General features: G+C 57.9%; 18 protein-coding genes. 5 read left to right on the plus strand and 13 right to left on the minus strand.

What is annotated here, in order from left to right:
* Positions 1-749: 749 nt before the first annotated feature.
* The gene (locus tag LOH53_RS11895; RefSeq protein ID WP_376991715.1) at positions 750-2,291 is read left to right on the plus strand and encodes an MDR family MFS transporter; all 1,542 of its coding nucleotides are present in this window, start codon (positions 750-752) and stop codon (positions 2,289-2,291) included.
* Here LOH53_RS11895 and LOH53_RS11900 read toward each other — a convergent pair.
* The 8 genes from LOH53_RS11900 to LOH53_RS11935 all read right to left on the minus strand — a co-directional run bounded on the left by LOH53_RS11900 (position 2,288) and on the right by LOH53_RS11935 (position 15,467).
* On the minus strand, positions 2,288-3,265 hold the full coding sequence (locus tag LOH53_RS11900; RefSeq protein ID WP_230067966.1) for an aldo/keto reductase: 978 nt from the start codon (positions 3,263-3,265) through the stop codon (positions 2,288-2,290). The genes LOH53_RS11895 and LOH53_RS11900 overlap by 4 nt on opposite strands.
* 28 nt (positions 3,266-3,293) lie before the next feature.
* Positions 3,294-3,911 carry a hypothetical protein gene (locus LOH53_RS11905; protein WP_230067967.1) on the minus strand — a complete coding sequence of 206 codons (618 nt, stop codon included), beginning with the start codon at positions 3,909-3,911 and terminating at the stop codon, positions 3,294-3,296.
* The gene (locus LOH53_RS11910) at positions 3,908-4,450 is read right to left on the minus strand and encodes a DUF402 domain-containing protein (RefSeq protein WP_230067968.1); all 543 of its coding nucleotides are present in this window, start codon (positions 4,448-4,450) and stop codon (positions 3,908-3,910) included. Before LOH53_RS11910 ends, LOH53_RS11905 begins: the two co-directional genes overlap by 4 nt.
* Before the next feature lie 2 nt (positions 4,451-4,452).
* Complete coding sequence (dxs, locus tag LOH53_RS11915; protein WP_230067969.1) at positions 4,453-6,444, minus strand: 1-deoxy-D-xylulose-5-phosphate synthase; 1,992 nt, start codon at positions 6,442-6,444, stop codon at positions 4,453-4,455.
* A gap of 145 nt (positions 6,445-6,589) precedes the next feature.
* Positions 6,590-9,418, minus strand: a complete 2,829-nt coding sequence (locus LOH53_RS11920) for an aconitate hydratase (RefSeq protein WP_230067970.1) — start codon at positions 9,416-9,418, stop codon at positions 6,590-6,592.
* A 69-nt stretch (positions 9,419-9,487) separates the two neighbouring features.
* Positions 9,488-11,908 (minus strand): HAD-IC family P-type ATPase, encoded by a 2,421-nt coding sequence (locus LOH53_RS11925; protein ID WP_230067971.1) that lies wholly within the window; start codon positions 11,906-11,908, stop codon positions 9,488-9,490.
* Positions 11,909-12,042: 134 nt separating this feature from the next.
* On the minus strand, positions 12,043-13,455 hold the full coding sequence (locus LOH53_RS11930; protein ID WP_230067972.1) for a class I SAM-dependent RNA methyltransferase: 1,413 nt from the start codon (positions 13,453-13,455) through the stop codon (positions 12,043-12,045).
* 5 nt (positions 13,456-13,460) lie between these two features.
* Complete coding sequence (locus LOH53_RS11935; RefSeq protein ID WP_230067973.1) at positions 13,461-15,467, minus strand: APC family permease; 2,007 nt, start codon at positions 15,465-15,467, stop codon at positions 13,461-13,463.
* A gap of 124 nt (positions 15,468-15,591) precedes the next feature.
* Here LOH53_RS11935 and LOH53_RS11940 point away from each other — a divergent pair, with 124 nt between their 5' ends.
* Positions 15,592-16,263: a potassium channel family protein gene (locus tag LOH53_RS11940; RefSeq protein WP_230067974.1), complete on the plus strand. Its 672-nt coding sequence runs from the start codon at positions 15,592-15,594 to the stop codon at positions 16,261-16,263.
* 1 nt (position 16,264) lies between these two features.
* Entirely contained in the window at positions 16,265-16,933 is a 669-nt protein-coding gene (locus LOH53_RS11945) for a potassium channel family protein (RefSeq protein WP_230067975.1), read from the plus strand.
* Here LOH53_RS11945 and LOH53_RS11950 read toward each other — a convergent pair.
* The 4 genes from LOH53_RS11950 to dut form a co-directional block, all read right to left on the minus strand.
* Entirely contained in the window at positions 16,930-17,721 is a 792-nt protein-coding gene (locus LOH53_RS11950) for a DUF3159 domain-containing protein (RefSeq protein ID WP_230067976.1), read from the minus strand. The two genes, LOH53_RS11945 and LOH53_RS11950, sit on opposite strands and share 4 nt — an antisense overlap.
* On the minus strand, positions 17,722-17,964 hold the full coding sequence (locus LOH53_RS11955; protein ID WP_230067977.1) for a single stranded DNA-binding domain-containing protein: 243 nt from the start codon (positions 17,962-17,964) through the stop codon (positions 17,722-17,724). It lies immediately after the preceding gene.
* A 97-nt stretch (positions 17,965-18,061) separates the two neighbouring features.
* Positions 18,062-18,832 (minus strand): DUF3710 domain-containing protein, encoded by a 771-nt coding sequence (locus LOH53_RS11960; RefSeq protein WP_230067978.1) that lies wholly within the window; start codon positions 18,830-18,832, stop codon positions 18,062-18,064.
* A gap of 38 nt (positions 18,833-18,870) precedes the next feature.
* Positions 18,871-19,374, minus strand: a complete 504-nt coding sequence (gene dut, locus LOH53_RS11965; RefSeq protein WP_230067979.1) for a dUTP diphosphatase — start codon at positions 19,372-19,374, stop codon at positions 18,871-18,873.
* A 106-nt stretch (positions 19,375-19,480) separates the two neighbouring features.
* Between dut and LOH53_RS11970 the strand changes: the two genes are divergently transcribed.
* Both LOH53_RS11970 and sepH read left to right on the plus strand, forming a co-directional pair.
* On the plus strand, positions 19,481-19,963 hold the full coding sequence (locus tag LOH53_RS11970; RefSeq protein WP_230067980.1) for a DUF3093 domain-containing protein: 483 nt from the start codon (positions 19,481-19,483) through the stop codon (positions 19,961-19,963).
* Between the two features lie 141 nt (positions 19,964-20,104).
* Positions 20,105-21,469: a septation protein SepH gene (gene sepH, locus LOH53_RS11975; protein ID WP_230067981.1), complete on the plus strand. Its 1,365-nt coding sequence runs from the start codon at positions 20,105-20,107 to the stop codon at positions 21,467-21,469.
* Between the two features lie 7 nt (positions 21,470-21,476).
* Here the strand turns inward: sepH and LOH53_RS11980 are convergent, their stop codons facing one another.
* A complete protein-coding gene (locus LOH53_RS11980) occupies positions 21,477-22,685 on the minus strand; it encodes an alkaline phosphatase family protein (RefSeq protein WP_230068086.1) in 1,209 nt (402 codons plus the stop codon).
* Between the last annotated feature and the right edge of the window lie 68 nt (positions 22,686-22,753).

The following is a 22,753-nucleotide window of genomic DNA, read 5'->3' on the forward strand; positions in this document are numbered from 1 at the left end:
GGATGGCACACACAACCCCACCCCAACCCACACACCACCAACACCGTCAACACCAATGCCACCAATGCCACCAATGCCACCAATGCCACCAATGCCAGGGCCTACACCACCATCACCACACCAACCGGCCACCACTACACAACAACACCCCCACCCCTACCAGGCACACCCCACTGACCGAGTCAGGTGGGAGGAGGTGGCATAGCGAACCGGCTTCCGCGTATACCGAGACGCACGCTGTTCTAGCTGATTTGAACAGGCGCCTGACTCATTCCGGTCCAGCCATGTCGCCCCAGTGAACAACGGCTCACACCACGACATTGAAGTATGGGTCAGAATCCACGTGACTGGCAGGAGACAGATCGTTTTCTGAGCCGTAAAAGCGACGTGTAAGGGCCCACCGTGACTAGCGCCTTGAATTCTTGACGTTGCCTCCTTGCAAAGTTACCTGATTGCTCAAAACGGCGTTCACGCATTCGTCGAATTACCAGTCATGCACGAGCGCCCGCTTCGCACCCGATACTCGCTACCGTCGTCCGCGGGAACCCCGAAGAAGGGAAGTCCTGAACAGTCCCAAGCCATATCGCCCACGGTAGTATCATCGATGAAATTGCGGGCCGTTTGACTGTTAAGGCAATGATTTTGCTTCGACAAATATCTAAAGCATAATCAAAGAACTGACCCAATCGGAGCCGCGAAACTTGCCAGCGATCCCGGGACGTGATCGGTGGCCACAGCAGAGTCATAATATGAGGGGTCGGCCGCGAAGACTTCGAACTTGCTCATTTCCAGTCGTAAGGCTCATCTTGTCCAAAGACACCGCTATAGACCCGGCAGCATCCACACAGCATTCGACGAATAGCTCTGCCGAGAAGCTGTCCCCTAAATCCGTCATCGTGATTGGCACGCTATTGGCCGCCACGTTTGTCGTGTTCCTCAACGAGACCATACTCAATGTTGCGCTGCCCCGCCTGATTACTGAGCTCAACGTCAATTCCAGCACCGTTCAATGGCTATCGACCGGGTTCATGCTGACCATGGCAATCGTCATTCCTACAACCGGTTTTATCCTCGAAAAGCTCACAACTCGTCAAGCGTTCCTGATATCAATGGGCCTATTTACACTAGGTACAAGCCTTGCCGCCGTAGCACCCGGATTTGGTGTTCTGCTCGCTGCCCGCATTATCCAAGCCTGCGGCACTGCCATAGTGCTGCCGCTGCTTATGACGACTATCTTGACATTGGTCCCTGTTTCTAAACGCGGCCTCGTCATGGGAAACGTCACTATTGCCATTTCCGTTGCCCCCGCCTTGGGCCCCACGGTCTCCGGCTTCATCCTTGAACACTTCAGCTGGCGTTTCATGTTCATTTTTGTGCTCCCTATTACGCTGCTTGTCATCGGGATTGGTTTCAAATTTCTGACCAACGTTGGAAAACGAGGCAGCCAACGACTAGACGTAGCCTCCGTCATCCTGACAGTTCCAGCCTTTGGTGGGATCGTCTATGGCCTGAGCCAAATTGGCGTTAAAACCACCGGAGACGGCCCCAACGTGGCCGCCATCTTGGCTCTCGCGGCCGGTTTTTCGGCAATGGCATTATTCGTCAATCGCCAGCTCAAGCTACAGCGAAGCAACGCGCCATTGTTGGACTTACGCGCCTTCACCTACAAGTTGTTCACCATTTCCACACTGCTGTTGATGGTGGCCATGATGGCATTGTTTGGCGGCGTGCTGCTACTGCCCATCTATCTACAGTCAGTCCTAGACGTCAGTGCACAGCAGACAGGACTAATTCTGCTCCCCGGTGGACTGGTCATGGGTATTACCGGACCTATAGTCGGGCGCTTGTTCGATAAAATTGGTCCCCTGCCGCTGACACTGACCGGCGCTCTCCTGATGGTGCTATGCCTCTTTCAGTACTCCCAACTCACTGCGCACACACCTGTGTGGTGGATAGTTGTAGTCCAAACCACCCTCAGCCTGGGCCTGGCCATGCTATTCACCCCGGCTATCACCACCGGGCTCAACCCATTGCCACCGAAACTATATACACACGGTTCTGCGATCATGAGCACCCTACAGCAGGTAGCAGGCGCAGCAGGCACCGCCCTGTTAGTCTCCATCTTCGCGCTGGTCTCGGCCAACGGCGATCTCGTTGCGGGCATGCGCGCCGCATTCTCCACAGCAACACTGATGGCACTCATCGCTCTAGTGCTCGCCGCCTTGATGCGCCGCACCCTACCCTCTGACGCCGGACAAGACCAAGAGAGCGTCAAGCAAGAAAGCGCTTAGAATAGGGCTACTCGTGCTGTGGACGGGAAGATCTCATCAAGTCTGGCAAGATCCTCCTCCGTCGGCTTCCAAGAAGCCGCTAAAGCATTCTCGCTCACCTGTTCGGGTCGGGTGGCTCCGGCAATGACACTCGCGACTGACGGTTGCGCGGCAAGCCACGAGAACGCCACCTGTACCTCCGTCAGCCCCCTATCAGCGGCAAAGGTACCCAGTTGGTGCAGCTGGGCCAGATCGGCTCCGGCCAGCATGTGCTCACGGGTATACGTCAGGCGGCTACCTTCTGGCGCCTTTCCAGAGCTGTATTTCCCAGTCAACAGCCCGTTTGCCAATGGGTAGTAAGGCATCACGCCCAGCCCAAACGCCTCAGCGGCCGCAGTGACCTCTAATTCAGCCCGCCGGTCTAATAAGTTGTAGTGGTTTTGGCTGGCAACAAAGCGATTTCCACCCGCCATGCGGGCCGTGAATTCTGCCTGAGAAATCTGCCAACCTGCCATGTTTGAGTGCCCCAGGTAGCGAACTTTGCCCGCTGTCACTAGCTCATCCATGGTTGCAAGCGTTTCAGCAATGGACGTTAGCGGATCCGGCGAATGATAATAGTACAGGTCTATGTAGTCTGTGCCCAAGCGGCGCAGGGATGCTTCTACCGATTGCAAAATATATTTTCGCGAACCCCGCCGGCCCCAATCAACACCGTTGGCTCCGCCAGCGTCCAATCCAAACTTAGTGGCAACAATGACGTTTTCCCGTTCGTTTCCCAACGCCTTCGCCAGCATGGTCTCGCTCTGGCCAGGAAATGAGCCGTACATGTCAGCCACATCAAAGAGCGTGATGCCCGCATCTAGCGCTGCATGGACGACGGCGTCGCTGCCCTCCTGAGTCGCCGTCACCGATCCAGTGCGGCCCAGGTTATTGCACCCAAGCCCGACGGTTGAAACGGTCAGTCCGGACATTCCCACTTGGCGGTATTCAGTCATGCGTCCACTCTAGCGAACAGTCGACTGTCTAAAGACTGAAGACAGTCCCGCCAGAGGGTGAATGCTTGGCCTTGATCGCCAAAAGATCATTGGCCGGGGCAACACCGATACTCAGTTTGGTGAAATCGAGCTTTTCCTCACGGATGCACACCTTGATATTGGCGACGGCCCGTGCCGCATCAGGGGCCAAAATATAGATATTGAGTTTTCCAGTGGAGTGCGGCCCTTCCACAATTTCGGACTTTTCTACAATTCCGCTTCCTCTCCACGCAAGGTGGGCAGTAATCGCTTCAACCGCCTTTTCTTGCAAGTATTTGTCCCGATCAGTGGCACGCGCGTTTTTCAGCGCGAACTGCGCCACCACCACAACTTGAGCCTCGCGGTCAAGAACCGCATAACCGTCCTGCGTGCACTGGGCTTTGAAGGCATCAAGCAGTCCACGCGCTTCGTCTTCGTTATCCACCGAAGACTCCTTGGACGTACTCTGATGCCCCACCACACCATGGTTGAGGACAAAGTAGTTTTCTTCCTTATCAGTTTCGCCGGCATCAACCCAAGCTTCTCGAAAGACGAGCGCGCCTTCATCGTCCTTCTTGTACATCCGCACAATGTTGATATCGACAGAAATGTCCTCGGTCTCGCTCATGGCATTGTCCTTCCCAGGGTGAACCAGGCCGTCTCGCGGCCGTCAAAGGGCGCCTGGCGGGTCGCAACGGACTCCATCAGGACTTTGGAAGCCGATTCCATGCGGATGCACAGTTCGGCTGGGTAATTCATTTTCACGCGATGTTCTAAAAACTCGTCCTCGTCATCAACGAACAGGCCCCCTCCACTACTGCGGATCACATCCAAATCCATATCTACCATATGGAATTCAATAACCCCGGCGCGGATGCGGTGCCACGAAAAGTCGCAGGCCAAATCTATGTAAAGTTCGACGCCGGCGGGATGGGCTTCGTCGTAAAACGTCGCCACCCAGTCACCCTCGTGAGGGACAAGCAAGACGGCGTCAGACTCGGTATAGAGGGCCGCCCCCGGCCGAGAAATGAACTCTCCAGTACCTTGGAAGATCCAGTGTCCGTGCTCATCAGAGCCTAGATAACGTCCCGGCACGACCCAGTGGGCTGTGCCGTCAAACTTTCGGTTTCGTGAGACTATGAGGTCCCCGGTGCACAGGCCGGGCACGCTCACAGAATGGGCAGCTGACCGGTACGGGGGGCCTCCTGGCCAGGTAGCGGCCGAGCAAACGGAACCTTCGTACCTAGAACCTGTTCCACCACATCCTGCGATACCCGTTGAGCCGTCAGCCCAACGCGTTCGAGTACCTGCGCACGTGTGCCATGGTCCAAAAATTCTACCGGTAACCCCACTTCATTCAGGGCAGTATCAACTCCGGCGGCACGCAACTCCTGCCGGATTCGTGAACCAACCCCACCGGACCGAACCCCGTCCTCGATGACAATCACTATGCGGTGATGAGAAGCCAACTGGATGATCGATCGCGGCACTGGCAATACCCAGCGCGGGTCCACCACCGTGGAGGTGATGCCTTGGGCGCTAATACGGGTTGCCACGTCCAGAGCAAGCTCGCTCATGGCGCCAACACTGACTATCAACACATCTGTCTGCGGGTCCTGCCCCGCATCCGGCATGTCGTGGCTAATGCGGGCCAACACATCCACCCCGTCATACAGGCGTTCAATCGCCTTAACCTCGGGCCCCACCGTTCCTTTTGAATAACGAAGAACACTCGGTGCATTTTCGATGGCCAAGGCTTCGCGTAGTTCCTCACGCAGACGTTCAGCGTCCCGTGGTGCGGCAAGATGTATCCCCGGCACGACCTGCAAGATCGATAGGTCCCACATGCCGTGGTGACTTGCACCATCTGGCCCCGTGACACCCGCCCGGTCCAACACCAAAGTCACGCCAGCTTTATGCAAGGCGACATCCATGAGTAGTTGGTCAAAGGCGCGGTTGAGGAACGTAGCGTAAATTGCGACAACGGGGTGGAGACCACCGAACGCGAGTCCAGCCGCCATAGTGACGGCGTGCTGTTCCGCAATTCCCACATCTACTACGCGTTGCGGGTACTTGTCGGCGAACTTTTGCAGGCCCACGGGAATCAACATAGCTCCGGTGACCGCGACGACGTCGTCACGCTCATCAGCAATCTGAGCAATTTCTTCGCCAAAGACGCCGGTCCAGGATTTTCCGCTCGGAGTATCAACTGAGATGCCCGTCTCAGGGTCAATGACTCCCACCGCATGGAACTGGTCTGCTTTGTGCGCGCGTGCCGGCGCATAACCGCGACCCTTTTCCGTAAACGCATGCACAATGACCGGTCCGCCATAGTTCTTGGCAGCAGTAAGCGCCGTCTCCATTGCTTTTTCATTGTGGCCGTCCACGGGACCTACGTATTTCAGCCCCAAATCATCAAAGAGACCTTGAGGTGTCCACCAGTCTTTGATGCCCTTCTTCGCAGCATGCAATCCCTTGTAAACAAACTGTCCAGCAGCGTTGCTATCTTGGAGTAGTTTTTTGCCCCAAGACATCGAAGCCTCGTACTTTTGATGAGTACGCACGTGATCAATCGCCGGGCGCAAAGATGCTAAATAATCTGCCAGTCCACCCACGGTTGGTGCGTAGGAGCGGCCATTATCATTGACCACGATCACCACTTTGCGGTCTTTGTCCGCCGCAATGTTGTTCAGGGCTTCCCACGTCATTCCCCCAGTGAGGGCGCCATCGCCAACAACAGCAACTACGTGGCGGTCGTTCTCCCCATTGATCTTGCGGGCACGGGAAATCCCGTCAGCCCAGGAAAGTGAGGAAGACGCGTGGGAACTTTCTACGATGTCATGGACGGATTCGGCTCGCGAGGGGTACCCGGACATGCCACCTTGTTGGCGCAAAGTGGAAAAGTCTTGACGACCCGTCAGCAGTTTGTGCACATACGATTGGTGCCCGGTATCGAAGACAATGCTGTCGCGAGGCGAATCGAAAACCCGATGAATAGCCAAGGTCAGCTCCACGACGCCTAGATTCGGACCAAGATGCCCGCCAGTCTGAGAGACGTTTGAGATCAAAAAATCGCGTATCTCTTGGGCCAATGACACCATTTGGGCGTCACTTAGCTTGTTAAGATCTCGCGGATGCGCGATGCTTTCCAAAATTCCCACTGGTACCTCCCTGGTGCCCTGACAAGATCTAACAATATCGCGTTCAGACCCGGTCAAAGACAAAGACTCGAGACTCGCCACTTAAAAGCTGCTGGGTGGGACCCCGGTCCCCCGGAAACCCACCCAGCAAAATACTCTTGATGCTTTAGGAAGATGCAGCGATCTGGCGCAGCACGTACTGCAAGATGCCACCATTTCGGTAGTAGTCTGCCTCACCTGGTGTGTCGATGCGCAACACCGCGTCAAAGCTGACAGTGTTTCCATCCTCAGCGACAGCAGTGACCTTCAGCGTCTTGGGAGTGGTGCCGTTGTTCAATCCGGTCACGCCTTCGACCGCGAATGTTTCGGTGCCGTTAAGGCCCAATGACTCCGCAGTCACACCAGCTGGGTACTGCAGGGGAAGCACTCCCATGCCGATCAGGTTTGAGCGGTGGATGCGTTCGTAGCTCTCAGCCACAACAGCTTTCACGCCCAGCAGCGCGGTACCCTTAGCCGCCCAGTCACGGGAGGATCCGGATCCGTATTCCTTGCCTGCCAAAACGACCAGCGGGATGCCAGCGTTCTGATAGTTGACCGAAGCATCATAAACAAACGCCTGCGGGGCCCCATCGACGGTGAAGTCGCGGGTGAAGCCACCTTCAACGTTGTCCAAGAGCTCGTTGCGAATACGGATATTCGCGAACGTTCCACGAATCATGACCTCATGATTGCCACGGCGTGAACCGTAGGAGTTGAAGTCCTTGCGTTCCACCCCATTGGCCAGCAAGTACGCTCCAGCGGGGGTGTCAGACTTGAAGGAACCTGCCGGGCTGATGTGGTCAGTGGTGACCGAATCGCCGAGTTTGAGCAGAACCCGCGCTCCGGTGATGTCCTCCACCGGCTCAACGTCTGCGCTCATCCCATCAAAGTACGGAGGCTTGCGAACATACGTTGACTTCGGGTCCCACTCGAAGATGTTGCCTTCGGGGGTAGACAGTGACTTCCAACGCTCGTCGCCATCAAAGATCGTGGCGTAGGAGCTCGTAAACATCTCACGGTCGATCGAGGCATCCATGACCTCTTGGACCTCAACCGGGTTCGGCCAGATATCTGCAAGGAAAACATCGGTGCCGTCGGCATCCTGGCCCAAGGAATCTTTTTCGAAGTCGAAGTCCATGGAGCCAGCCAGTGCGTACGCGATGACCAAGGGCGGGGAAGCCAAATAGTTCATCTTCACGTCTGGGTTGATGCGGCCTTCAAAGTTGCGGTTACCCGAGAGGACAGCCGTCACTGAAAGATCGTTCTCAGCGATGGCCGCTGAGATCTCCGTGTCCAACGGTCCGGAGTTACCAATGCAAGTGGTGCAGCCGTAGCCGACGGTGTAGAAGCCCAACTTCTCCAAGTACGGAACCAACCCGGACTTTTCGTAGTAGTCAGTGACGACCTTCGAGCCGGGAGCAACTGAGGTCTTGACCCACGGCTTGGAGACCAAGCCCTTGTTGACGGCGTTGCGGGCCAGCACTGCTGCTGCCAGCATGACCGAGGGGTTGGACGTGTTGGTGCAAGAGGTGATCGAGGCGATGGAAACTGCACCATGGTCAAGTTCAAATTCGACGCCGGATTCGTTCTTCACATGGATCGGTGCTGAAGGTCGTCCTTCTGCCCCGGTCGCAGCGGAAACAACTGGCCGCTCGGTGTCATGCTGGTGACTACCCGGATGAGTAAACGACGGAGCGTCTGAGGCTGGGAAGGATTCTTCCAAGCACTCATCCACTGTGTTGCCATCAGCATTGGCGTCAGTAGCGACGTAGTTCTTCAGGTCAGAGCGGAACTGGTTCTTGGAATTTGTCAGCTCAATGCGATCCTGCGGGCGCTTAGGTCCGGAAATGGAAGGCACCACTGTGGAAAGGTCAAGACCTAGGTACTCGGAGAACGCAATCTCAACGGAAGGATCGTGCCAGAGGCCCTGCTCCTTGGCGTAAGCCTCGACGAGCGCTACTTGCTCATCGCTACGACCGGTTAGACGCAAATAGTCTAGTGTGACGTCATCAATGGGGAAGATTGCGGCCGTGGATCCGAATTCCGGGCTCATGTTACCGATCGTGGCACGGTTCGCCAGCGGCACTGCAGCGACACCTTCTCCGTAGAACTCCACGAACTTGCCCACCACGCCATGCTTGCGCAACTGCTCGGTGATCGTTAGCACGACGTCGGTTGCTGTGGCACCTGCCGGGATGGACCCGGTTAGCTTGAAGCCCACGACGCGCGGGATCAACATCGAGATGGGCTGACCAAGCATGGCGGCTTCAGCTTCGATGCCACCAACGCCCCAGCCAAGAACACCCAGACCGTTGACCATGGTGGTGTGCGAGTCGGTACCAACAAGGGTATCCGGGTAGGCACGGAGCACACCGTCCACCTCGCGGGTCATGACAGTCCGAGCCAGGTACTCAATGTTTACCTGGTGGACAATTCCCATTCCCGGAGGGACGACTTTAAAGTCTTCAAACGCGCTCTGCCCCCAACGCAGGAACTGGTAGCGCTCACGGTTGCGCTGGTACTCGATATCCATGTTGCGCTCGATCGCGCCGGAGTTTCCGAACACATCAATCTGTACAGAGTGGTCAATCACCATCTCAGCGGGCGCCAGCGGATTCACGCGGGTGGGGTCGCCACCGAGTTCCTTGACGGCTTCGCGCATGGTGGCCAAGTCAACGATGCAAGGCACTCCGGTGAAGTCCTGCATGATGACGCGCGCTGGCGTGAATTGAATTTCCGTGTCGGGCTCCGCATTGGGATCCCAACCTGCCAAGGCACGAACGTGGCCGGCAGTAATATTTGCACCATCTTCGGTGCGCAGAAGGTTCTCCAGCAATACCTTAAGGCTGAACGGAAGGCTCTTCGCGCCTTCAACCGAGTTCAGCCGGAAAATCTCGTATTCGGTACCGGCTACATTAAGTACGCCTTTGGAACCGAAGCTGTCCACATTAGTCATGGATGGACTCCTCTCGCCACTACTTTTATCTTGGTCACGCAAGGGGGTCTGATGCCAGTTAGGCATGCCTTACTCACGTTCGGATACCGCGCCACGTTTCTTTAGAAATCTATATAAAAGTTCGACGGCGAGGCAGCCCATTGCAGTTACTCCAATGGTAGCCGCTAACAGTGCTCCTGACGGGATGTCAAGAGCAAAGAAGTTCCGCGAAAACGGCACGGCCATGATGAGAGCCAGAGTTGCCACCAAAGCTGAGACCAACAATGTGCGCCAGAAATCGAACGGTCGAGCCAGCGCGCCGAGTACCCACAGGGCCACCAAGAGCACTGTCAGGGTGGTCGCTGTCTGTGCCGCCGTCGTAGCTTCCGCTTCCCCCAGCGCAGGGTTAGGGAAGGCCCGGGCAAAGGAATAGACCGCCATGATACAGCCGGCCATGATGGCGCCTGCCGGGATAGAGAACATCAACGCGCGCCGCAAAAAACCCGGCTTATAGCGTCGGCTGTTGGGCAACAGGGCTAGAAAGAATGCTGGGATACCAATCGTCATGGAACTGACGACTGAAAGCTGGCGTGGCAGGAACGGATAAGGCCACAGCAAGATGCCGATCACAATGGAAATGATGATCGCATAGACAGTTTTGCTCAAGAAAAGGTTGGCCACACGCTCCACGTTGGCAATGACGCGCCGGCCTTCAGCCACCACAGACGGGAGGTGGGAAAATTGGCCGTCGAGTAGCACCAGGCGAGAAACTGCCTTGGTCGCTGCTGCCCCGCTGCCCATGGCAATTCCGATGTCGGCGTACTTTAGCGCCAGCGCGTCGTTAACGCCGTCACCGGTCATGGCGACCACGTGGTCGCGGCTTTGCAAGGCCAAGACGATGGCTTTCTTCTGCTCCGGGGTGACCCTGCCAAGCACGCTCTCACGCTCGAGTACCTCGGCCATGGCGTGCTGGTCCTGCGGAAGATGACGGGCGTCGTAACCGTCGCCAGCAAAGTCGAACCCGACGTCACGGGCCACGGCGGCCACTGTGCGCGGGTTATCTCCGGAGATGATTTTCAAGGCGACACCCTGCTCGCGGAAATACGCCAAAGTCGCCGCCGCATCCGGCCGTACTTTTTCACGGAAGACCACCAGGGCCACGGGTATTAATCCCGTCAGAGAATAGTTTTCCTCTGGGGCGCTGCTAACCGATTCGACACGGTGCGCGAGAATGATTGCGCGAAGTCCGCGTCCTGCCGCTTCGTGGGAGAGTTTCAAAGCCGCCTGCGCCTCTGGGGTGCCGGCCGTCGCCAACACCACCTCTGGCGCCCCGATGACCCACGTTCCAGCTGCGGTACCTGCGCCGAAGGTGACGGCGCTGAACTTACGGGCACTGCTAAACGCCACGACGTCCAGCGGCTCCAACGCCAGCACCACGGCATACTGCCCCGCCATGGCTGCCGCCGTCGCATTTGCGTTAGGATCCGCAGCAGTCCAAGCCAGGGCGCTCTCCCACCCAAGGACGGGATTGAGCACAGCGGTACTTGCCCATTCCATCCGCCCCTCGGTCAGGGTTCCGGTCTTGTCCAGACAGACCATGTCCACCCGTGCCAGTCCCTCCACTGCGGGCAGCTCTTGGACCAAAACATTGCGTCTGGCCAGAGAAATGGCCGCCATCCCGAATGAAATGCTCGTCAGCAGCACCAACCCCTCAGGGATCATTGCCACAATACTGGCGACGGCACTGACGACAGCTACTTTCCACTGCCCCGACGCAATCGACGCCGCCCAGCCACCATAGGCATTCATCTGCCCATTCACTACCAAGGCGATAATCGGGATCAGTGCCCACGCAATGTAGACGATGATGCGGTTGATCGAATTGCGAATCTCCGAATTCACCAATGAAAACCTGCGGGCCTCGGCTGTCAGAGCGCTCGCGTAGGAGTCTGTGCCCACCCCATGGACTCGTGCTGCACCGTGTCCGGCCACAACAGCAGATCCGGAAAGCGCCTTATCCCCCGCAGCCTTCGTGACAGGCTCTGATTCACCAGTGAGTAGCGACTCATCAACTTCCAAGGACTCGCAGAAAAGAACTGTGGCGTCAGCGGGAATCTGATCTCCCGTCCGCAAGAGCAGAAGATCGTCATAGAGAACCTCGCCCACGGAAACCTCGGCTTCAAGACCATCCCGGCGCACCAATGCCTTCGGCGCGTGTAACACCGCCAATTTGTCGAGGGTCCGCTTGGACCGATATTCCTGGACCACGCCGATGGCTGCGTTGGCCACCACGATAAAACCGAATAGGGCATCCCGGGGGTCGCCCACCAACAGAACCAAAACTAGTGCGCTGCCCAGCACTGCGTTGAACAGGGTAAAAACGTTCGAACGAACGATGGCCCAGATACTGCGGCTGCTCTCATGCGCTACGTTGTTATCGAGTTCTAACACTCGGCGCTCATGGACCTGCGCTTGCGTTAGCCCATCGCGTTCCAGTGCTGCCGAGTCCACGGGTAGTAGTTTGCTGCGCGCTAACGCTAAAGCTGCACGTTTATGCTCGTCCCGGCGTTCAGCAACAAGCGTGCTCTTGGGTTTACTACGGGTCAGATCCCGCGACCCCGCCTTTCCGTGCGTCCCTTTATCGCTCAAGAGCGGCCCAGATCAGTCTTCTTTGACGGAGTTACCTTGGTCAGCCGTACCACCGTTTCCACATGATGGGTGTGCGGATAGAGATCGAAGGCTGTGATCCGATCTACCTGCCAACCAGCATTGGCAAAGTACTTCACGTCTCTGGCAAGTGAGGCCGGATCGCAAGAGACGTAAACAATAGCGGACGGCCGTTGTGCTACCAGAGAGCGCACCACCGACTTTCCAGCTCCGGCACGTGGCGGGTCAAGCACGACGGCGGAAAGGCCGCGACGTTCCCCTCCCATGACCTGCTCAACGCGGCTCTGGACAATCTCCACCTGAGCGGCGGAATGCAGGTTCTTGCGCGCATCACGACTGGTGCCCGGTGCGGCTTCTACGGACAATACGCTCCCCTGCGGACCCACCGCGTCAGCCAGTGGGGCGCTAAACAGGCCTGCACCGGCATACAGATCAGCTACGTGGGCACCATCATTGAGATATCCACCTTCAAGTAGTGCGCCAAGAGCCGCATCGGTAAGAATCTTGGGGGCATTGCGGTGGATCTGCCAGAAGCCGTCGCCCGTTACTCTAAACTCATGATCTGCCGTGGTTTCCCTGACCCAACCTCGGCCGCTTTGGACTTCAATAGCCCCGGATTCAAAATTCCACCGAGCCACCGACGGAGGAGTTTGGCATCCCGCCAAAGAGCGCGCAACCCGTTTCACGGCAGCACCGGCAGCTTTTTCACTCAGTCCAGCGGCCGGCGCCACGAGCACGAGCACGCCAGAGCCGTTGGCTGGCGCCGCCACTTCAACTCGTTCAATTCCCGTGAAGTCATGCTCCCATAGCCGCAGATCGTTCACTGCGGGAAGGGCCAGAGGCATTTCCTCGATGGGAATAATTGTGTGCGAGCGGTGAGAGTGCATGCCCACCTTGCCCGAAGGGGTAACGGCAAAGCCTACTCGTGTACGCCAGCCCAGCCCGTTCGCTTGCTCGAGTGTGCCTGAGGAGTCCACGTCTTGAACACCGTCGCTGAATAACTCGTCCAAAATTTCCGCTGAGAGTCCACCAAGCCGTTGCAGTTGCTCACGGACAACGGCGGTCTTGAGCGCTCGTTGCCTAGGCCGGGAAACGTGACCAAACTCAGCACCACCAACGGGGATGCTCTGACGGCTGGCGGCACGCAAGGCGTCAGCTTCCGGCCAGAAATGCTGCACCCGATCCGCTGACGCTTCCAGTACTCGTGTGACGTCCGCGCGCCAAAACTTGGCGTCGGCGTCGTGCTCTGTTAAAGCAATCTCGACGATCTCCCCGGGGATAGCGTGGCGAACAAAGATCACACGTCCCTCATGACGGGCAACGCAATGACCGCCGTGGGCAATCGGTCCGACCGTGACGATCAGGCCGGGTGTGCTGGTGGACTCGCTCATGGTTTCTATTCCTGATATTTCTGTGCGTCGGCGGAGGACTTAAGTTGCCATGGCACGCTCGCCACGATAACTCCTGGTTCAAAGTGCAACCGCGTCTTAATGCGCAGGGCCGTCTGGTTGTGAACCAGTTGTTCCCACCATTTGCCCACCACGTATTCCGGGATGTACACCACTATCAAGTCCCGCGGGGAATCCCGGCGCATGGCCTTGATGTGGCTGATCAGCGGCGTCAGCGTTTCCCTGTAAGGGCTCGCCAACACAGTCAACGGTACCGGGATGTCCAGCCGGTCCCAATCCGCTATGGTTTGTTCGGTTTCCACCGGGTCCAGGTCCACGGTGATCGCCTCCAGCGAAGACGGCCGCGATGCGCGGGCAAATGCCAACGCCCGCATGACCGGCTTGCGGACGTGGGAGACAAGAATCACGGCATGGATTCGTGCAGGCAGGGCCCTTGTTGCCGAATTTGTCTCCACAGCTAGTTCCTTGGCCACGTTCGCGTAATGATTGTGGATACTCCACATGACCGCAAACAGAACGGCCATGGCCAGGAGAGCAATCCAGGCACCTTGCTCAAATTTGGTGATCAACACGATGATCAGCACTGTCAGCGTCATGCAAAAACCAACAGTGTTGATGACCCGTGAGCGCTTCATCCGGAAGCGGATGGGACGGTCCTTGACTGTGCGAAGTTGGTGCGTCCAGTGCCGCACCATGCCCAACTGGCTGGCCGTGAAGGAGATAAAAACGCCCACAATGTAGAGCTGGATCAACTTGGTGACGTCAGCGTTGAACGCGACGATCAGCACCAACGCACCCGCAGCAAGCAGGATCACTCCGTTGCTAAAGGCAAGACGGTCTCCGCGGGTGCGCAGTTGGCGGGGTAGGTATCCGTCGCGAGCCAGAATTGACGCCAGCACCGGGAAGCCATTGAAGGCGGTGTTGGAGGCAAAGACCAAGATGACTCCGGTCGCTGCCACAACAATGAAGAATGGGATCGAGCCATTACCAAAAATTGTTGAGCCAATTTGGCTAATAGAGGGGTTTTGCACGTAATCGGCGGTCGGCGGGACGCCGTTCACGAGGAACTCCGTGGCGGGGTCACCCACAATGTGAACGCCCGTCGCATTGGCCAAGAACAAGATTCCCGCCATCATCCCGGCCGCTATTGCACCAAGAAGCAGCAAGGTGGTTGCGGCATTTTTACTCTTGGGCTTGCGGAAGTTCGGCACACCGTTGCTGATGGCTTCCACACCCGTCAAGGCAGCGGCACCAGAGGAGAACGCCCGCAACAGCAGGAAGGCACCGCCCAAGCCCATCAGGCCCTGGTTAAACGCCGCTTCGGGAATGATCACAAAGTCAGCAGACGGTGCGCGCCCCAGTGTTCCCGTCGCCGCTTGGAACAGGCCAATCGCGGTCATGGAGAAGATACAAAACATGAAGATGTATGTTGGCACGGCAAATACGCTGCCGGCCTCCCTGATGCCTCGCAGGTTCACCAGGGCCAGAACTATCACCCCGATGACCGCGACGACCGTTTGGGTGCCATGCCAGCCCGGGACGGCCGTAGCTAAGTAGTTTGCCGCCGAGGACATCGACACGGCCACGGTCAGTACGTAGTCAACCATCAAGGCCGATGCCACCGTCAGTCCTGCCGTTTTACCCAAATTGACGTTGGCGATCTCATAGTCACCGCCACCAGAGGGGTAAGCGTGCACGTTCTGTCGGTAAGAGGCCACCACTGTAAGCAGCACCACCATGACGGCCAAGCCGACCCAAGGGGCCAAAGCAACAGACGCCACGCCCGCCAGAGCCAAGGTCAGTAGAATCTCGTCGGGGGCATAGGCTACCGAGGAGAGAGCGTCAGAGGCGAAAACTGGAAGCGCAATCCGCTTCGGAAGCAGCGTATGCGCCAGTTTGTCGTTTCGATAAGGCCTGCCAACAAGGACGCGTTTGATGGCGTTGAAGAAATTCAGCACGCGGGTAACGCTAGTCGCTTGACGGGCTAAAGTCATGACAGACACTGGCCATGACACACTTTGTAGGTGGACATTGACCTGGATCAACTTGACCGGGCTGCCCCCCACCCGTCAGATTAGTAGCTGAACTGCGTTGCAGTGCACATCAAGAGGAGCATCAATGGCGCACTTTGTGATCATGGGTTGCGGTCGCGTGGGCGCCACCCTGGCCCATACCTTGGAAGACTCTGGGCACTCTGTGGCCATCATCGATCAGGATGAACGTGCTTTTCGTCGGCTGCGAACGGGCTTTGGTGGGCGCAAAATTACCGGCGTCGGCTTTGACCAGGACACCCTTCGCCAAGCCGACATCGAGAACGCCTACGCATTTGCCGCCGTATCCAGTGGCGACAACTCGAATATCCTCGCCACCCGCGTGGCACGGGAGACGTTCCATGTAGAACACGTCGTTGCGCGGATCTATGATCCTGGCCGGGCAGAGATCTATCAGCGTCTTGGCATTGCCACGGTGGCTGCAGTTCGATGGAGCGCTGACCAGGTGCTGCGACGGATACTTCCTGAGACCTCCATTAAGGGCGATTTCCGTGAACCTTCCGGTCGTCTGATTCTGGCTGAGATTTCCTTGAACCCGGAGTGGATTGGCCGAGGTATCAAAGAGATAGAACAGGCAGCCTCGATCCGTGTGGCTTACCTAACCCGATTCGGCGAAGGCATGCTGCCGGGATCTGGGACCAGTTATCAAGACGGCGACACCGTTCACGCGATGGTTACGGGCAAGGACACAGCTGAAGTGACACGAATTTTGGCGGCACCGCCCGTAAAGGAAGGCTGAGATGCTTGTAGTGATTGTAGGTGCAGGCAGCGTTGGCTGCTCTATTGCCCGCGAACTCCTGTCCCACGGCCACGAGTTGCTGTTGATCGATCCCAAACCTGAAGTCATCGGTAAGAGTGGTTTGCGGGGGGCGCGTTGGCTCGTTGGCGATGCGTGCGAAATCAGCACCCTACGCGAAGCTAAGCTTCAAGAAGCTGATGTGGTGGTCTCGGCTACCGGCGATGACAAAGTGAATTTGGTAGTCTCTCTACTCGCTAAGACTGAATTTGGGGTGGGTCGGACGGTGGGCCGCGTCAATAACCCCAAGAACGATTGGATGTTTGATGACTCCTGGGGTGTGGACGTCGCCGTCAACACCCCACGTCTGATGACAGCCCTCGTCGAAGAAGCCGTAGAGATCGGCGATCTGGTCCGCCTCCTGACTCTCCAGGCGGGAGTAGCTTCCCTGGTTGAGTTCACCGTCCCGGAAGAATCACACATCATCGGCCTGACGGTTGGTTCCGTGGACTGGCCCCAGGATGCAACTCTCGTAGCCATTCTGCGCGATGAAGCACCCATCACGCCCAGTAAAGATGACGTGATGGAATCCCGCGATGAACTCTTCTTCATCTCCACGATCGCCGCGGAAGACGAACTGCGGGCGTTGCTGTCAACGCCCAAGGGAAGCTAAGACATGGGCTCCGGCTCCGGACGCTCGGCTACTATGGCCGTAGCGTCCGCTGCCAGTGTGTCCCCTGCCGCTCCGCCATCTGCGATATCGTCTTCTGATACAGGCCGGCTAATCAACCAGGCTATCCACAAGCCCAGGACGTAAAGCGGTAACCCCATGAGTAGACGCATGGCGCCCAGAGCATCGATCTGCGCCGTGAAGTACAGGGGTAGCTGAACAGCTAACCTGAACGCCATTACGCCCACCATTATCCACGTAGCAACCCGGTATGCTCGGAGCCGCTCAGGCTTCTTGCGCCAACGGAGCCCCTCATTGCGAGCGTAGCCAAACACCACACCGAGCACTGGCCAGCGGAAGGCGATCGATAGGACCATCGCGGCCAGATAGATCGCATTCGTGTAGAAACCGATGGTATAAAAGTCCTCAGCCTTGCCAGTTTTCAGGGCCAGAATGGCTGAAAGAGCAACCCCAGCTATCCCAGCCAAGGACTGCGTAAGTGAGGTTCGCTGAAACAAGCGCACGATCACGAAAAGCGCTGCAATGACCACGGACCCGATCAGGGAGACCATTAGCTCACGGGTAAGGGTGAAAGTCACCAAAAAAACTAGGCCTGGCAGAACGCTTTCCACGATGCCACGGATACCGCCGGCAGCAGCTAGAAGGTCAATATGGCCGTTTTCCTTGCGCACCAAAGGTGACGCAGACGCCAGTCCGTTGGCTAGATTGGCGAAAGAGTTGGGTTGGGCCTTCGGATCGCTCTCGAGGGGATCGGACGTGTTCTCGTTCAACTAGCTCTCCTGCGTTCCCATGATTTCGTAGCGTGGATTGTACATAGTGGGCAGTCCGTCTCGCAGGGAGACCATGCCTTCAACCCATACCCGAGTACCCGGGTAGATACCTGGCACTCGTCGCCGCCCGAGCCAGACGAGTCGAAGCCGGTGACTACCACCATCGACGACAGCGCGGTGAAACTCTCGATCCGTGAGAATTGCTGTGTAGCGCGGATATTCGCACGCTGGAACAATGCTCACCTGATCAATGACCCCTGCACATATTGCGCGACCGCGCGGACGCAGCTCGTTAATAGGGGAAGGTGTAGGTGGACCTGTATCTTTTAGGTGCACCAACTTAGCCGATGGCCGTGATTTCAGGTCCTCGGCGCAACGGTTCGCCACCTTGTGCGGGGGCTGTTTGGTCACCCGGTAGTTCACCGCCTGCTGCGGCCGATGCGTCCTTGGGCAAGCGCAGCACCAGCAAGTCGCGGGGCGGCAGGGGGGTCTCGCCTCGGACCACCACAACTCCCCGGAACAACTCTTCAAGCTCTTTCGCAGCCTCGGGATCGACCGCGGCATCACCACCAAGAACCCCGCGCAAGAACCAGCGCGGACCGTCCACGCCAACGAATCGGGCCACGCGGAAGCCCTTGCTTCCGTCAGTGGTTTGGGCCGGAACTTTCGCGAGGACTTCTGGCCCGAAAGTACCATCGAGGACTTCGACTTCCCCGCCCTGTGAGCCTACAGAAACGCCGATTTGCTCGCGGATATCACGCCACAACTGCTCGGAACGAGATGCCGCGAACGCCTGCAACTGCAAGCTCGAGCCGTTTAAATCCAAGGTGACGGCAATGACACGAGAGGTACTTTCTTCCACTTCCAACCGCAGGGACAAGCCCACACGTGGAGTGATGAGCAGTGCTCCGAGGTCTACGTAGCCGTCAGTATCGGTGATCTCGTCCGCGTCTAGTGGCCCGTGAATTTTCCGCTCATAGGCGGTGTCGGTGGGATCTGGCGGCAACGCCAGCCCTCCCTCTTGCGTGGAAGCGTCGTCAGCGTTGGCCGCCGGAGCTGTGCCCGCCGCGTCCTCGTTCTTCGATTTTTTCTTGCCAAGCCCAAAAGCCATGGGGTGGAAACTCCTTGTAAGTAGTGGCCGGTCAAGCGTTAGGGAGTTACGGTTGAGAATCCGCCAGTGGATCCAAATCCGTCGGTTCCGCGCACCGATTCCGGCAGTTCTGCTACCAACTCAAACGCTGCCTGCTCTACGCGTTGAATCACTAGTTGTGCAATTCTATCGCCACGGGACAGGGATAGTGCCTGATGGCTGTCCGTATTGAGCAGGGTGACAGCAATTTCGCCCCTGTAGCCTGCATCCACCGTGCCCGGGCTGTTGACAATGCTCAGGCCGTGTTTCGTGGCAAGCCCGGAGCGAGGATGTATCAGGGCAACGTAGCCAAATGGCAGCGCTAGCGAGACTCCTGTTGGTACGAGTGCCCGTTCGCCGGGAGCGAGCATCACGTCAATTCTGGTCCGCAGATCCGCCCCTGCGTCGCCCGGATGGGCGTAGCGAGGTGGCTCGATACCGTCGTCGAGCATGTGCAGTTGCACGCTCAGGGTGGGAACCGCAGCAGCGGCGTCGGGCAGCTCATGGGAAGTCTGATTCGTCACAGAAGCCCACTCTATCCCGAAGCTGCGGCTTGGCTCCCACCGTCGGCATCAGAGCAGAACAGGAGACGAATATGAATAACCGCGCAAAAGGTGAAAAGCTTGGCTCATGTCTTCAGAGCAGGCGCTCAACGCCACCCCCGTCTCCACAGCCCGTTACACCGAAAAATTGTGGCCCAACTTTTGGGCGTGGGTCATTGTGGTCGGGCTTTCCGCCGCCGGGATCTTGATTTTCATCCCGATCAGTAAATTTGCAGGGATGACAGCCTTCTTTGGCATGTTGGTCATCCAATCCTTGCTCCTAGTGCTTTCCACCCCGAAAATCGAGGTCACCGAACAAACCCTGCAGGTTGGCCGTGCAGTCATTGAACACGGCGATATTGGTGCGGTCACCGTTTTCCACGGCGACGATGCCACCGCCCAAAGGGGCGTCAAACTCAACGGTTTGGCTTATCTTTGCATCCGTGGGTGGATTAAACCCGTGGTGAAAATCGAGGTCACCGATCCGGCAGATAGGACCCCCTACTGGCTAACGTCCTCGCGGAACCCCGAGCGACTAGCTGCTGCTCTTCTGGCGCAGAAGCACAGCTAGGAACAACTCGGTTATAGCTAAGCGCCTCCGAGCTTGCCTGTTATCGGCATTCCGTTCACGCCACGCCTAGGCCGGTAGTAGGATTTGGCACCGTTGCGTGGCAAAGTTTTGAAGTGACACACAATGACTTTGGAGGGCTCTATGACGGATCTACGTTTGGTGGGTGTGCATGAAGACGGCGAACACCTACTTCTCAGTGGAACCGGCGGGGAGATATTTTCGCTGCCCATCGATGAGGCCCTGCGACTGGCCACGATAAGGTCCCCGCACCGCCCGTCACAGTCCACCGGCACAGGCATACGCTTGTCCCCGCGTGAGATCCAAGCCCAGATTCGCAGTGGTGCTTCAGCTAGCGATGTTGCGGAGCATGCTGGGCTTTCCCTGGAGCAGGTTCGCCGTTATGAAGGCCCGGTTTTAGCTGAGCGCGAACATGTAGCTCAACTAGCTCGCAAAGTGATTGTGGCCCCGGCCGCTACCGGCCGCGACGGCTATCTGTCGGTCTTCGGCGACAGCCCCGTCAGCCTTGGCGAAATGGTCATGCACCGCCTGAACGCCTTCGGCATAGACACCTCAACCCTTCGATGGGACGCCTGGCGAGTTCACGATGGCTCATGGACCGTTACCGCTGACTTTGAACCCGGCACGGACCGCCCAGCAAGCAGCATCGGCGAACCCGCCCCCGCACGGTGGACTTTTCACACGGGACGCAAAACGCTTTTCAACGCCAACCGCTGGGCCCAGCAGCTAAGCGAACTGGAACCCCTTGACGGACCAGTCCCGGAACGTCGCTTGAGTGCGGTCGTCGACAGGCCTTTTGACGTTGAAGCTGACACCCCGCAAGAAAATTCCTCTGGCAAAGACACAGATGTTGCAAGCGCTGCGGAGACGCCAGGAGGCGTCGTTTCGGACGGCGAAGCCCCGGCGGCCGACGCCAAATATCCAGGCAATGGCCTACTTGACATGCTGCGTTCCAAGCGCGGCCAGCGACTTGGCCTCGATGAGGACGGCGACGATGAATTGGCGGCCATGCTCGGTGGCCAGCCAGAGGCGATGGGCAAGAACGAAACAGAAACCTCCTCCCTCCTCGACGACGACAGCTCGCACAACGCTGCGGAGGACTCACCTGCCGCCCGCGGAAAAAAACATCTTCGGGCGATCCCTTTCTTGACGCTGGCTCCTAGCGTGCACGGCGAGGGCGAGCCCCCTGTTGTGGGGGTGGGCGAAGTTAGCCCCACAACACGCGAAATTACCGTCTCAGGAGCTCCCTCTGTGCGGCACCCAGCCAGCGGACAGCAGACGTCCACGGGCAACATCGGGCTCTCGCAGTCAGGCAATAATGGGCAGCCCACACTACCAAAACTGGGCATCGATGGCAGCGCCGGAGAGCAGCAAGATCAATCGGACATAGAAGTGGCGGCACGGCTTGAACGCAAAGCTACGGCCAAACCAAAACGATCAAGCGTGCCCAGCTGGGACGAGATCGTGTTTGGTACCAAAGGCGACTAAGCGCGCTTCAGCGGCGTTTGCGCAATTTTTGCGTCCCGCCTGCACGTTGCGTTACGGGTATTCGCAGTAGCGGCACTTCACGTTCAGCCTTAGTGATGGACCCGTGCTGTCCAACCACCTCGATCGCTTGCGGGCGTACCCTGCGCAGATCGTAAAATGCAATGCTATCCCGGGCGATGACCAAAACGTCGCCGATGCGGCTGGCAGCTTCGGGGCGAACCTCACCAAACAATCCTGCGTCTATCGCCTGATTGCGCGTGAGCACCCATGCTTTGTTGGCAAAACGCTCCAGCCATGCGGCTATCAATTTATCGCGGACGGATTCTGTGGAGTCAGGCTCCAGATACAACTGCACCATGCGAGGCTCCCCCGCGGTATGGCGTACTCCAGCCACCAACTCCGGAAACTGCGAATAATCAATCCGCGCATTCCGCGGCACATCCACCATGCCGTGATCAGCCGTGAGCAAGATCAACGTGTCCGCTGGCACTGTAGCGGCCAGGCGCTTCATGGCAGCGTCCAGTTCCTCAAGCTGGTGCTCCCACTGCGGAGAGTCGGCCCCGTAGGAGTGTCCTGCTTTATCCAGTTCGCCCCAGTACAGGTACATGAGCATTTGTGGGTGGGCAGCCAACGTCTGTGCAGCTAGCTCAACCCGAGCCTGTGGGGAGGTCGCCCCTAAGAACGTGCTGCCCCGTAAGGCCGCCGCCGTCATGGGCGAGTGCGCAAATTTGGGTAGGCTCACAGTCGCCGTCGGAATACGCCCTTGAAGCTGTTCAAATACTGTGGGGAAGGGCTGCCATTGCTGGGGGTCCACGCCGTCATCCCAGTTGCCGAGCAGGTTCACTACTTTGTCTTGGTCCGGGTCTAGAACGTCATAGCCGAGCATGCCATGGAGCCCAGGTACGACGCCGGTTCCCAGACTGCTAAGTGACGTCGCCGTCGTACTGGGGAAAGCTGCGTGCAGGGTCCGCGGATGCTCCCCAGCAGTATCAGCTGCCACGACTGAGCGAAGAAAAGGCGCATGAGCACCCTTCTGTTTGAGCAAAGACTTGCCCAGGCCATCGACCAACACCACACAGATGCGCTTGGCAGCGGGTAGGTGCAGCACATTGGCAAAGTCATCGTCGCCCATGGCGGCCGCCGCACTTGTGAAGACGTCTGCCACAGAAGCTGAACCATAGGCAGGTGCCGGGGGAAGAGGCGCTTGTCCTGTCAGCGCAAGGGGCGAAGGGAGGCCTTGTTCAGCGCTGAAGCCAGAGACTGACTCGGTGGGCTTGATGTCTG

Source organism: Arthrobacter cryoconiti (assembly GCF_020905375.1).
Classification (GTDB): Bacteria; Actinomycetota; Actinomycetes; order Actinomycetales; family Micrococcaceae; genus Specibacter; species Specibacter cryoconiti.